This window comes from Pseudomonas sp. FP453, from assembly GCF_030687495.1.
Classification (GTDB): domain Bacteria; phylum Pseudomonadota; class Gammaproteobacteria; order Pseudomonadales; family Pseudomonadaceae; genus Aquipseudomonas.
Map to the genome: position 1 here is coordinate 2262174 of NZ_CP117435.1, position 12587 is coordinate 2274760.

At 65.0% G+C, this 12587-nt stretch carries 10 protein-coding genes and 1 pseudogene; 5 read left to right on the forward strand and 6 right to left on the reverse strand.

The genetic code is table 11. From position 1 onward, the window contains the following. Positions 1-10: 10 nt before the first annotated feature. The 4 genes from PSH87_RS10445 to PSH87_RS10460 all read right to left on the reverse strand — a co-directional run bounded on the left by PSH87_RS10445 (position 11) and on the right by PSH87_RS10460 (position 1891). Positions 11-685, reverse strand: a complete 675-nt coding sequence (locus PSH87_RS10445; protein WP_305433455.1) for an HAD family phosphatase — start codon at positions 683-685, stop codon at positions 11-13. 256 nt (positions 686-941) lie between these two features. Then, positions 942-1220 carry a LysR substrate-binding domain-containing protein gene (locus PSH87_RS10450; protein ID WP_370695301.1) on the reverse strand — a complete coding sequence of 93 codons (279 nt, stop codon included), beginning with the start codon at positions 1218-1220 and terminating at the stop codon, positions 942-944. Between the two features lie 43 nt (positions 1221-1263). Then, a complete protein-coding gene (locus PSH87_RS10455; RefSeq protein WP_305433457.1) occupies positions 1264-1491 on the reverse strand; it encodes a LysR substrate-binding domain-containing protein in 228 nt (75 codons plus the stop codon). A 7-nt stretch (positions 1492-1498) separates the two neighbouring features. Continuing rightward, entirely contained in the window at positions 1499-1891 is a 393-nt protein-coding gene (locus PSH87_RS10460) for a LysR family transcriptional regulator (RefSeq protein ID WP_305433458.1), read from the reverse strand. Between the two features lie 112 nt (positions 1892-2003). On the opposite strand from PSH87_RS10460, the gene PSH87_RS10465 reads away from it, so the two are divergent. Continuing rightward, a complete protein-coding gene (locus tag PSH87_RS10465) occupies positions 2004-2744 on the forward strand; it encodes an SDR family oxidoreductase (protein ID WP_305433460.1) in 741 nt (246 codons plus the stop codon). A gap of 5 nt (positions 2745-2749) precedes the next feature. Here PSH87_RS10465 and PSH87_RS10470 read toward each other — a convergent pair whose 3' ends face one another. Further along, a complete protein-coding gene (locus PSH87_RS10470) occupies positions 2750-4504 on the reverse strand; it encodes an ABC transporter ATP-binding protein (protein WP_305433462.1) in 1755 nt (584 codons plus the stop codon). After that, positions 4501-6228, reverse strand: coding sequence for an ABC transporter ATP-binding protein (locus PSH87_RS10475; RefSeq protein ID WP_305433463.1), 1728 nt, complete (start codon positions 6226-6228; stop codon positions 4501-4503). Before PSH87_RS10475 ends, PSH87_RS10470 begins: the two co-directional genes overlap by 4 nt. Before the next feature lie 333 nt (positions 6229-6561). On the opposite strand from PSH87_RS10475, the pseudogene PSH87_RS10480 reads away from it, so the two are divergent. The 4 genes and pseudogenes from PSH87_RS10480 to PSH87_RS10495 form a co-directional block, all read left to right on the forward strand. After that, positions 6562-6900 (forward strand): annotated as a pseudogene (locus PSH87_RS10480) (ATP-binding cassette domain-containing protein); the annotation flags it as partial. Between the two features lie 49 nt (positions 6901-6949). Beyond that, a complete protein-coding gene (locus PSH87_RS10485; protein WP_305434388.1) occupies positions 6950-7348 on the forward strand; it encodes a hypothetical protein in 399 nt (132 codons plus the stop codon). Next, positions 7345-10413, forward strand: coding sequence for a hypothetical protein (locus PSH87_RS10490; protein WP_305433465.1), 3069 nt, complete (start codon positions 7345-7347; stop codon positions 10411-10413). Before PSH87_RS10485 ends, PSH87_RS10490 begins: the two co-directional genes overlap by 4 nt. Positions 10414-10445: 32 nt before the next feature. Next, complete coding sequence (locus PSH87_RS10495) at positions 10446-12587, forward strand: TonB-dependent receptor (RefSeq protein WP_370695316.1); 2142 nt, start codon at positions 10446-10448, stop codon at positions 12585-12587.

The following is a 12587-nucleotide window of genomic DNA, read 5'->3' on the forward strand; positions in this document are numbered from 1 at the left end:
TTGTTGTAAATCAAGGTCGGGAGGCTATTTCCTCCAAATGGAGTAATAGGTCTTGCGGGTCCTCGTAGACTCTCAGAGCGCCTGCTCTTTCTAGCTCGCTAATATCGTAGCCACCCGAGAGCAAGCCCACGCCTGTCGCTTTGCAGCGCCTGGCTGCAAGCATGTCCCATATAGCATCGCCAACGACGACGCAGTCCTCAATGGGGGCATTGAGCTTTTGCGCTGCGGCAAGGAACAGATCCGGGTCGGGTTTGCCATATTTCACATCGTCACGAGTGACAATATTAATGTCATTCATATTTAAGCCAAGCGCCTTCAAGTTAATCGTGGCGGTAGGCAGGCCCCCACTGGTTGCGATACACCACTTTATATTCTCGTGGGTAAGCGTCTTGAGTAGCTCGACTGAACCTGGGAGTGCACGTATCTGCCCTTTGAGCGCTTCATAGGCAGCGGCATGTTTTTTACTTAAAAGCTTTCCTTGCTCTTCGGTAATCGTCACGCCCGTCTCGCGCGATAAGGTTTTCAACATCAACCCTCCGCTCATGCCGATCTTTCTATGAATGCGCCACATGGCCAATGGAATACTTTCGGAATCGAGCGCTTCTTTCCATGCCGCCACGTTCTGGTACACGCTGTCGGTCAGTGTTCCATCCAGATCAAAGATAAAAGATGTTTTGGGTCGCATGGAGCTCTCCACGTTGATGAATTGAGTGAGCGCACTGGGTACAGTTCTGAGGCTTGAGCCAGCTGTACGTTCACTATTTCTAGGCGGTTCTTGATCGTTCCCTCGCTCTGCGTGGGAATGCATCCCTGGACGCTCTGCGTCCATCCTTGCAGGTGTGACGCAGAGCGTCACCGGCGGCATTCCCACGCAGAGCGTGGGAACGATCAAATGTGGGAGCGGGCTTGCCCGCGATTTGAGCCGGTTCACGGCAAAGCGTTTAAACGCGTGATGGCGTGCTTGCCTCGGGCGTATCGAGAGCGCCGGAATCGGGTTGTTGATACTGCACGACAAAATCCACAAAAGCGCGCAGGGCCGGGGCCATTTGCCGTTGGCTGGGGTAATACAAATAGAACCCCGGAAAGGTCGGCGTCCACTCTTTGAGAAGGTGGACCAGTTGGCCTGTCTCGATAAGGTCTGCCACTTGGTGCCTGAACAGGTACGCAATGCCCACACCGTCGAGTGCGACCTGCGTCAGCATTTCCGGCTCTGTCACCACCAATGGCCCCTGGGCAGCTATTTCGAGAAGCTCGCCATTGCGCTCAAACTCCCAGCGATACAGGCTTCCGTCCGTAGGCCATCGGGTATGTCAGGCATTGATGGTTCGCTAAGTCTCTAGGCGTGTGCGGGGTGCCATAGCGGGTGAGGTAGTCTGCAGAGGCAACGACCATCATTTCCAGGTGGCCGCCGAGACCATGGGAGACCATATCGCGGTCCAGCTTTTTGCCGAGCCTGACTCCGGCGTCGAACCCTCCGGCGACAATGTCCACGAGACGTTCATCGGTGACGATATCGAAATGAATACCGGGGGTAAGCCTGCAGAAAGGGTCCGATCAGCGGCGCAAGGTAATGAGTGGCTGCAACGCGGGTAGTGTTGATGCGCAACAGCCCGCTAGGGCCTTCGCTGGACTCTTTTAGCCGGGCGACGGCCGAGTCCAGCGACGCCAGGGCAGGCAGAAGCTCAGCAAGGAGCCGTGCGCCTATTTCGGTTGGCGATACGCTGCGTGTCGTACGGTTGACCAGGCGAACACCCAGGCGTTCTTCCGCATTACGGATGGTCTGGCTCAGCGCGGAGGCGGACATCCCCAGGTGGGCTGCGGCGCGGACAAAACTGCCTTGCTGAATAACCGCGGCGAATGCTTGGAGTTGGGAGTATTCGTTGCCGCGCATTGTGTCCACTTCCTTAATGGGTCATGCGGATATTAGCGCATTATCAAATGGATCCAATTACGCAATACTGCCCCCGCATTGAGATTTTCATGTCGGCAATGGAGCAAGACCTATGGGCAGATTCTCAGGTAAACGGATCTTGATTACCGGTGGTACGAGTGGCATGGGGCTGGCAGGCGCCAAGCGTATTGCGGACGAGGGCGGTCGGGTCGCTGTCACCGGCTATAGCCGGGAACACCTTGAAGAAGCTGCGGATATTCTGCCTTCCAGTGCATGGGTATTTAAAAACGATGCATCGGATCCATCGGCCATTGCGCAGTTGGTGGACGTCGTTAAAGAAATGGGCGGTCTGGATGGCTTATGGCTGAATGCCGGTTACGCGCAAGTGGGCGCCATTGAAGACACAGAGGCGGCGTTTTTTGATCGCATGATGAATGCCAATGCGCGAGGGCCTTTGCTACAGATCGCAAAATTGAAGGACCTGTTGTCTCCCCACGCATCGGTTGTCTTGACCTCCTCGACCTCCGCCTACGAGTCGGCCCCAATGGCCAGTGTCTATGCCGCGACCAAAGGCGCGATGATTTCAATGGCCAGGTGTTGTGCGGCGGCATTGGGCGAGCGGGGGATCCGTGTGAACGTATTGGTTCCCGGGCCGATTGATACCAACTTCCGAAACTTCATGGCCAATGAAGTGCGGCAGCAGTTCGAGGATGGGCTGGTCAATCAATTACCCCTTCGACGTGTCGGCACTGCGGCCGAGGCTGCGGCAGTTGCGTTGTTTTTGCTGTCCGATGATGCGTCATACGTGACTGGCAGCCAATATGCGGTGGACGGTGGGTTGACCATGCGTTGAGCTGTTTACCCACGGTCGGCGCCTTGCGCCGCTCGCTCCAGCCGCCATCCCCCCGCTCGCTGACGCTCCTTCCAGAACCCCGCATACCGTCCGTTCTGCCCCAGCAACTGCGCATGAGTGCCGCACTCCACCAGCCCCCCTTCATCCAGCACCAGAATCTGGTCGGCCGCCATGATGGTCGGCAGGCGATGGGCAATCACCAGCACCGTGGCGCGGTGCATCAGCGTGCGGATTGCAGCTTGCACGTAAGCGTCTTTCTGCGGGTCGAGCGCCGCAGTGGCTTCGTCCAGCAACAGGATCGGCGCGCGTTTGAGCAGGGCCCTGGCGAGGGACACGCGCTGGCGTTCGCCGCCGGAGAGGCTGGCGCCGCCTTCGCCCACGGGGGTGTGCCAGCCTTGGGGCAGGCGCGCGATGATTTCATCGACCCCGGCCAGGCGCGCCGCTTCGGCCACCTGCTGCGCACTGGCATCGGGGCTGCCCACGCGGATGTTGGCTTCCAGGCTGTCGTCGAACAGGTACACGTCCTGCATCACCAGGGACAACTGCGCCATCAGCTGCGAGTTGGTGAGTGCGCGGACATCGACGCCACCCACCTTGACCTGGCCCTCGCTGGCATCGAAGAAGCGCATCAGCAGGCGGGTGATGGTGGTTTTACCCGAACCCGAGGCGCCGACGATGGCGGTCATGGAATGGGCCGGGACGTTGAAACTCAGGTCCTTGAGCACCGTGGAGCCACTGGGATAGGCAAAGCTCACGCGTTCAAACGCGAGGCTGCCGGGCGCCGTCAGGGGCTGGCTGCTTGCCGGTTCCGGCAGGCCGGGTTCGCGCAGGATACTCACCAGTTGATCGAGGTCGTTGCCGGCCATGCGCAACAGGCCACTGCGCGCGGCAGCTTCGGCCAGCGGGCCGACGAAGCGGGCGGCGAGGGCCAGCAGTGCGACCAGTTGGATGGCGTCGATTGCACCGGTTGCCGCCAGGGCGATGCCGACGCCCACCAGCAGGGCGAAGGCCAATTGCACGGTCAGGCCACCGGCGAGCAACTTGGGAAAGGTCTGCGCCAGCATCGAACCGGCCGCGTGTTTCTGCGCCAGGTTAGCCGCGTGCAACGGTGCATAGCCGTCCCGCGCCTGGCCAAAGGCGCGCAGCACCGGCTGGTAGCGGGCGAACTCGACCACGCGGTTGCCGGCCAGGGTCGCGGCGGCTTCGACGCGCTGGTCATTGGCCGCAATGGCGTTAGCCGACCCGTGATGGGTGGCGTAGATCAGCGGCGCACAGAGCACGGCGGTCAGTCCCAGGCGCCAGTCGAACACAAACAGCGTGAGGGCCACCGTGGCCGGCACCACCACCCCGCACACCACCGGCCCCAGGTAATGGGCAAACAGACCGGTGATCATCAACGTGCCGCTGGTGGCGCTGCGCGACAGGCGTCCGACCTTTTCCGCGTTGAACCAGCCCAGGGGCAGGCGCATCAGGTGTTGGCCAAGGCGCTCATGCAGGGTCGTCAGCACCAGCAGCGCCAGGGCAAAACCGCGCATTGCCTGCTGGTAGTGGGCGATGCACGTCAGCACCACCATGGCCGCCAGGGCACACAACCAGGCGAGTGCCGCCGGCAAGTCGCCGGCGAACAGCGCGTGCAGGATCGGCACCAGCAACGCGACCGCCAGGCCTTGCAGCACGGCACTGGCCACCAGCCAGGCGAGGTAACGGTAGAGGCGCGCGGCATGGGCCGGGCCCAACAGGGTGAGCAGGCTGCGGATCACAAGGACATCTCCAGGTCGGGGGTGGTGGCGCGCCACATGCGGGCGTAGGCGCCATCGGCGTGCAGCAGGTCAGGGTGACGGCCGCACTCCACCACGCGGCCGTGATCGAGGACGACGATTTGATCGACCCCGCGGATGCTGGCCAGGCGATGGGCGATCACCAGCACCGTGCGCCCTCTGGCCAGCGCCGACAGGGCGTCCTGGATCAGCGCTTCGGAGGCTGGATCGGCGTGGGAGGTGGCTTCATCGAGGATCAGCACCGGCGTATCGGCCAGCAGCGTGCGGGCGATGGACAGTCGCTGGGCTTCGCCGCCGGAGAATATCGCGTCCTCGCCAATCACCGACTGGTAGCCACGGGGCAGCGCCTCGATACGCGTGTGGATCTGCGCCGTACGCGCGGCCGCCTGCACGTCCTCGTCACTGGCCTCTGGCCGGCCCAGGCGCAGGTTTTCAGCCACACTGCCGTGCACCAGTTGTGCGTCTTGCAGCACAAAGCCGACGTGCCGGTACAGTTGGTGCGGGTCGATCTGGCGCACATCGGCACCCCCGACCAATACCCGCCCAGCGTTGACGTCGTGAAAGCGCGGCACCAACTTGGCCAGGGTCGACTTGCCTGCGCCCGATGCCCCCACCAGCGCGGTGACCGTGCCCGCCGGGCAATGCAGCGTGATGCCGTCGAGGATCAGGTGGGCGGGGTCATAGCCAAACTGCACGTTGTCGAAGGTAATGGCACTGCCTTCGGGCGATTGGCAGGCGGTCGGGCTGGGCAGTTCGTCGATGTTCAGCAGGGCTTCGATGCGTGCCGCAGCCGCCAGGGCGGTGCGTTGCGCGGTCAGGCTCTGGTTGATCACCAACAACGATTGCGGGATCACCACCGCCACCAGGGTTTCGGCGAACAACTCCAGCGGCGTGACCCAGCCCCGCGCCAACAGCAGGCTGCCCACGCCCAGGCTGGCCAGCAGAATCAGCGGCACGCTCAGGGCCATCGACGACAACGCTTCAAGGCGCAACAACGGACGCACCCAACCCGCGTACTGCTGGCTGAACTGGTTGACCGCCTGCTGATAGCTGCGATGGGCCTGGCCGCTGCGCCCGAAGGCCTTGACCACCGCAATCCCGTGGACGAACTCGACAATCGCCGCGCTGACCCGGGTCATGCTCTGGTCCAGCAGCTGCATCTTGCTGCCGAAGCCGCGCATCATCAGGGCGTAGGCCAGCGCATAGACCGGCAGGGTCAGCACCGCCAGCACCACCAGGTAGCCGTTCAGGCTGGCCAGCCATACCAGCCCGGCGAGGGGCGTGACGACGGCGGCGGTGAGTTCCACGGCGTGATGGGCGACGAGGTGGTGCAGGTCTTCGAGGTCATCCTGCACCACTTTGCGCACCGCGCCGGACGTGGTGTCGCTGTACCAGCCAAGGGGCACGCGCCCGAGTTTGCGCACCATCGCGTCACGCAAGCCGGCTTGCAGGCGGTGATCGGCCACGTGGGTAAGCCACAGCGCCACGCCGTTGGCCATCCAGCCCAGGCTCAGGGCGATCACCACCAGCGCCGCCCACGACCACAAGGTGTGACGCGCGGCGTCGCTGGCCAGGAGCAGCCGGGCCAATTCGGTCAGGCCGATGGAGGGCACCAGGTTGACCAGCGCGCCAATCGCGGCAAACAGCACACCCAGGCGAATCAGTGGGTTGACCGGGCGTTTCAAGGTGTCCAGGGCAGTTGTCATCGGTGTTCCGTAGGTCTTCTGCGGGGCAAACGATGCTAGTCACTCCAGATTTGACGGCTACCCGCATCGAGTCCAATTCGCCCCGCATTCGACATCCCGACCCCACCAGCGGCGCGATACGGTTGGAAAATGACTTGAATCGGGTAGAGGCCCACCGGTGGCCCTGGCTACCGTTCCAGGCTGCCTGTTTCGTGGGCAGGTATTTCCCCCAACCGGTGTCCTTGGAGTGGCAGATGTCAGTCGATTCAGGTTTGCAAGTGCGCGGTCTGCGCAAGCGCTACAACAACGGCGGTCGAAGCGCTGCGCGGCGTGGACCTGAGCGTGGGCCCCGGCATGTACGGCTTGCTGGGGCCCAATGGCGCCGGCAAAAGCAGCCTGATGCGCACCTTGGCCACGCTGCAACCCGCCGACGCCGGCAGTATTCATCTGGATGGCGTGGACGTGCTGGCTGACGCCGATCACCTGCGCCAGCGCCTCGGTTATCTGCCGCAGCAACTGGGCGCTTATCCCGGCGTGAGTGCGCGTGACCTGCTCGACCGCTTCGCCTGGCTCAAGGGGCGCACCGATGCCCGGCAACGCCGCGAGGAAATCGAAGGCCTGCTGGGCAAGGTCAACCTGCAAGACGCCGCGCACCGTGCGTTGGCCACGTATTCGGGCGGCATGCTGCGCCGCTTTGGCATTGCCATGGCACTGGTGGGCGCGCCGCGCTTGTTGATTGTCGATGAGCCCACGGGCGGGCCTCGACCCGGCGGAACGCAACCGTTTCCACCGGGTGCTGGCGGACGTCGCCGCCGAGTCGGTTGTGCTGCTGTCGACCCATATCGTCGAAGACGTCGAAAACCTGTGCAGTCGCCTGGCCGTCCTGGCGGCTGGGCGGATCATCGTCGAAGGCCGCCCGGCGGACCTGCTGGCGGCCGAGCAGGGGCGCCTGTGGCAAGCGCCGTTTGGCCGTGGCGAACCCTTGCCGGCCGCGTTGCATGTGGCGGCCAGCCCGCAAGGCAGTCGGGTGATCGTGCACGGCGAACGGCCCCTTGATCCGCGTTTTACGCCCCACGCACCGCGCCTGGAAGATATCTATTACCTGGCCTTGGCCCAGGCCGGCGAGGCGCCCGACGCATGAACCACTTTGCCCTGATGCGCCGCGAAGCCTGGGTGGAACTGCGTGCCGGGCTGCGCAGCGGGATTCCCGTGCTGGTGTTCCTCGGCCTGGCCGGCTACTTGCTGATGTCCCTGACCAACGCCGACTACGTGCAGAAAATGGGCGCCAGCGATATCCCGCGCAACGCCCCGAGCCTGATCTACCTGATGTCCTGCGGTTGCATGTTCTTCCTGTTTTTTGCCTGGGCCTGGGTGTTTGCCCAGCCAGCCCTGCGCGACCGCAAGGCGCAGTTGGAAGAGGTGCTGCTGGCCTTGCCGGTGTCGCTGCCGGCGCTGTTGTGGGGGCGCTTTATCGGCGCGGCAATGGTCGCCGGGTTGCTCGCCAGCGCCCTGGTGGTGGGCTTCTTACTCAGCCCGATCCTTGCTTGGCTAGGCTGGGTGCCAGCGGCGAGCATCGGCGCGCCCGCGTGGTCGGCGCTGGGGTTCGCCTGGGTGGCCTTGTTGTTGCCGGTAAGCACCGGCATCGGCGCGCTGTATTACCTGCTGGCGTTGCGCAGTCGCGGGTTGGCGGCGCCGTTTGCGTTGGCCACGGTACTGATGCTGTTGTGGATGTTTGCGGTGGTGGTGCTCAAGGGCGGGCAGATCAACCCGTTGCTGGCGGCCAGCCTGGATCCGTCGTTGTTTACCTTTGCCCAGGCCCAAGTGGAAACCTGGACGGCGGCGCAGAAATCCGAGGCCCTGCTGGCCCTGACCCCAGGCTTCTGGCTCAACCGCAGCCTGTGGTGTGCGCTGCCCTTGGTGCTGTTGGCCTGGGTCTTGGCGCGCACCACGCGTGAGGGCCTGATGGGGCGTCGTTCCGGCGCTGTACTGGCAGAGCCGCCGATGCGCTTGGCCGAGGGTACCGCGGTGCTCGGCCCCGTGCTGCGCAGCCATTGGCTTCGGGCGTTGTGGTACGAAGCCCGTTGGCAGTCACGCCAAATTTTCGCCCGCAAGGTGTGGTGGCTGGCCCTGGCGCTGCTGATGGTGATGGGCATGCTCAGCGGCTTTGTCCATGGGGTGTGGCACGCCCGTGGGCCGATGGTGCCGAGGGCGGACTTGAGCTTGCCGTTGCTGTCCAGCGCGCTGTTCCTGGTGCTCGCGTTTGTATTGGCGGCGCTGGTGGGGTTGGTGTGCCGACGCGATGACGTCGAAGGCCTGGGCGCGATGCTGCACGCCACGCCGGCCCCGGCGTGGGTGCGCCTTTTTGGACGGGTGCTGTGTGTGGCGGTGGCGACGGTGCTGTTGGCACTGGTGCCGGGTGCCGCCAGCCTGTTGATCACTGCGCTGGTTGCACCGCAAAGCCTGGCCCCGGGGTTTGTGCTGACCTATCAACTGCTGGTATTCGCACCACCGTTGCTGGAATTGGCACTGCTGACGCTGCTGGTACACACGCTGATCCGCCGCACCGGCCTGGCTTACGCGACGTCGATGCTGCTGACGTTTTTCCTGGTGCTCAATCACGAGCTTGGGCTGGTGAGTTACCCGCCCTATGAAATGGCGATCCCGGCCCATGTGGCGTTGTCGGCGTTGACCGGCTGGGCGCCGTGGTGGCTGTATCTGGCGACGCTGGCGGGCTGGAAGCTGGCGGGGTGTGCGGTGATGGTCGCACTGGCGGCCTTGCTCGCGCCCCGTGGAGTCGGACGTTTACCCGCGTCGCTGCTGGCGCTGGGTGTGCTGGGCATGCTCGGCACCGGCGTGTTGTTGCATCGCCACCTGGTGGAGCAGGGCGATTACCGCTCCAGCGCTGACGAGCTGGCCGAACGTGCTGCCTGGGAACAGCGTTGGCTGGCCGATGCAGGCGCATGGCAGGTCGCCGGTGGACAGGTGCAGGTGCAGATCGACAGCGGGCGTCGGCAGGTGCAAGGGCAGTGGCGCCTGGACCGGGTGATGGCTGCCAACGGCCATCTGGACGCCGAACTGCCGCCGGGTTTACACGTGACCGGCGCCAGCGTCATGGGTCAAGCGGTCGCCGTCGAGCAGGCCAGCGACCACCTGCGCATCCCCTTGGGGTCGTGTGCGGCGGCCGGGTGCAGCGTGACGTTGCACTGGACCGTCAGCGCCAGCGGTTGGCCCGCCGACGGTGACGGCCTGTGGCTGACGCCCCAGGCCACATGGCTGGAAGCGCGCCGGGTGCTGCCGCGCCTGGGCCTGGACCCGGAGCGCGCCTTGCGTGCCCCCGCGCAACGCATTGCCGCCGGGTTGCCCGCGCTGATGCCGGTGTTACCGATGGGCGCGGCCGTGGCGGCGCAAGCCGTGGCCCCGGCCGGGGATTGGCAATGGACGATCAGCCTGGATGGGCAGCCGTTCAGCGGCCACAGCCAACATCCCCTGGACTTCGCTTACCGCCCGACGCCACTGGCCTCGGTCCAAAACCTCGACGGCGTGCAGGTGCTGGCCGATGCCAGCCGCCAGCACACCGCCCGCGAAGTGCGCGACGACCTCACGGCGATGACCGCGTGCGTGGCCCGGCGCCTGGGCGCAAGCCCGACCGTCAGCGAACTGAGCCAGTGGCCCAGCGGCATGGGCGCCAGTCGCCTGAGCAACGCGCACCTGCTGCTGGCGCAGACACCTCACTGGGACGTGGCGGCCAGCGGCGTCGGGCGCTGGGCGCGGCGCGCGCAGATCGCCGAACTGCTGGCGCGCCAGCAGCTGATCAGTGCCAGCGACCTGCGCGAACAACCGGGGCATGTGTGGCTCAGCCAGGGCGTGGCCGGGGCCTTGGGCTTGCTCTGTGTGGGCGAGGTGGACGGTCCACAGGCCCGCGCTGCCTTGATCACGCTGATGGCCGATGACCTGACCCGCGCATTGGGCAGCGACGGCGAGCCCGTCGGCACCCTGGCCAGCGCCCGTGCGCAGGGCTGGGCCGCGTTCTATGCACCGCTGGCCAGCCTCGACTGGGTCGCCAGCCAAAGCCCCGAACAACTGCTGGCAATGACTGCCGCCGTGCGCACTGGCCAGGGATGGCCCGTTTCGATCCAGGGCCTGCTCGGCGCGCCCTCGGAAGCCGTGGTGACCCAGGCGCGTGAGCGCTGGGGAACACCGGAATGAATGTCCTGAAACCCTTATCCCTGGAGTTCTACATGCCTGCCCAAGTCACCCTCAAACCCCTGCGCCGACCGCCAGGCTGGCGTGCCAACGTGCTCACCCAAGCCTTGGCCCTGGCCCTGTCCAGCCAGATGTGCAGCGCGTTTGCCGCCGACTACCGGCCCAGCCCCGAGACCCTCGAACTGGCGCCGCTGACGGTCAGCGCGCGGCTGCATCAGGAGAGCGCCAAGGACATCCCGTTCGGCCTGACGGTGCTCGACGGCCAGGCCCTGGAGACCCGGCGCCTGCGCACCCTCGAAGACGCGTTGCGCGCCACGCCGGGGGTGGACGTCAATTCGTGGGGCGGCGCCAACGATGCCAACGTGCGCATCCGTGGTGTCGGTTCGCTGAACCAGATGAGCATGGATGACGGCTCGGTGCAGCTGAATGTAGACGGCGTGCCGATGTCGGTGCGCAATGCGGCCATGGCCACCCTGGATGTGCAGCAAGTGGAAGTGCTCAAGGGCCCCCAGGGCACGTTGCTGGGACGCAACAGCGAAGCCGGCGCGATCAACGTCACCACGCGCAAGCCGAGCCGTGAAGTGCAAGGTTATGTGCGCGGCGAAGTCGGCCAGCAAGGCCAATTCATGACCGAGGGCGCGGTGGGCGGGCCATTGACCGACACCCTGGCCGGGCGCATCGCCGTGCGCCGCTCAGGCTTTGACAATTGGGTCGATGATCAACAGGACGGCGACCCATTGACCCGTCCCCGCGACCTGGCCCTGCGCGGCAGCCTGCTGTGGGACAACGACAGCGGCACCACGGGCCTGCTGGTGGCCGAGCGCCAACGCGCCGAGCATTACGCCGGGCTGGAAATGCTGCGCCCGTTCGGCCACCGCCCGCGCCTGGACTACACCCCCGGCGTGTTCGACGGCAACCAGAAGACCCACGAGCGCTACTCCTTCGAACTCAACCACGACCTGGCGCAGGCGCGCCTCACCTCGATCAGCGCCTATACCCGCACCGATTTCAATGGGGTCAAGGGCTACGACCGCAACATCACCCGCGCCCTTTACGGTGCGCCATTCGAATACCTGATCGAAGACACCGCCCGCGAGCAGGTGTGGAGCCAGGACCTGCGCCTGGGCTCATTGCCGGACGCCGAGGTGTTCTGGGTCGGCGGGGTGAACCTGGCGCGCTCCGAGCGCAGTTTCGATTCGGACAACTTCACCAACGGCTCCTGGCAACAGCGCGACTTCAGTACCAACAGCTACGCGGCGTATGGCGAGATCACCGTGCCGCTTGCCGAGCGCTGGAAGCTCACCACCGGCCTGCGCCACAGCTGGGACCGCAAGACCTATGGCGCCGACTACGCCAGTGGCGGCGCGGTGACCGGCGACAGCCGCCAGCTGCAAGACCACTACAGCACCGGCCGCGTGGCCTTGGCCTATGCGCTGACCGCGCAGACCAACCTGTATGCCGTGTTGTCGCGTGGCTACAAGTCTGCGGGGTTCAATGATTACGCCACCTCGGTCAAGGACAGCGAGCCGTACAAAGCAGCCAAGGTGAATGCCGCCGAACTGGGCTTCAAGCATGAAAGTGCCGGCGGTGCGCTGAGTGTGGAAGGCGCGCTGTTTATCACCCGTGTCGCCGATGACCATTTGCTCGGGTACGACTTCACCAGCCTGGCCGTCAGCGCAGTGAACGCCGACACCCGCAGCAAGGGCGCCGAGCTGTCGACGACCTGGCATGTGAACGATGAGCTGACCCTGGGCAGTGCCGTGAGCTACACCAACGCGGTGGTGACCTCCGACGCACCGGGCGTCTCCGGCGGCGATGTGGCCGCGGGCAGCCGTGTCCCGGATGTGCCGCTGTGGAGTGGCAATTTCAGTCTGGCCTGGACGCGCGACTTGCCGAGCCTGCTGGGCCTGCCCGCGCCACGCCTGAACACCTTGCTCAATTACCGCGTGCAGAAAAACCGCCCGGCCGACGCGCAGAATCACTATGACCTCAAGGGCTACGCCAAGCTGGACCTGCACCTGGGCCTGGAAAGCGGCGGTTCGGAAATCTACCTGTGGGGCGACAACCTGCTGGATGCGCGGTATGACCTGTACGGCGCCTACTCGACCGACGCAGTGCTGACGGGGATGCCGGCACGCGGGCGTTCGGCGGGGGTGGGGTACAGCTACGCGTTTTGA

Excerpts from the sequence above, each read along its gene's own strand:
- PSH87_RS10445 (WP_305433455.1), bottom strand. The coding sequence starts at position 685 with ATGCGACCCAAAACATCTTTTATCTTTGATCTGGATGGAACACTGACC.
- PSH87_RS10460 (WP_305433458.1), bottom strand. The coding sequence starts at position 1,891 with ATGCGCGGCAACGAATACTCCCAACTCCAAGCATTCGCCGCGGTTATT.
- PSH87_RS10465 (WP_305433460.1), top strand. The coding sequence starts at position 2,004 with ATGGGCAGATTCTCAGGTAAACGGATCTTGATTACCGGTGGTACGAGT.
- PSH87_RS10475 (WP_305433463.1), bottom strand. The coding sequence starts at position 6,228 with ATGACAACTGCCCTGGACACCTTGAAACGCCCGGTCAACCCACTGATT.
- PSH87_RS10485 (WP_305434388.1), top strand. The coding sequence starts at position 6,950 with ATGAGCCCACGGGCGGGCCTCGACCCGGCGGAACGCAACCGTTTCCAC.
- PSH87_RS10490 (WP_305433465.1), top strand. The coding sequence starts at position 7,345 with ATGAACCACTTTGCCCTGATGCGCCGCGAAGCCTGGGTGGAACTGCGT.
- PSH87_RS10495 (WP_370695316.1), top strand. The coding sequence starts at position 10,446 with ATGCCTGCCCAAGTCACCCTCAAACCCCTGCGCCGACCGCCAGGCTGG.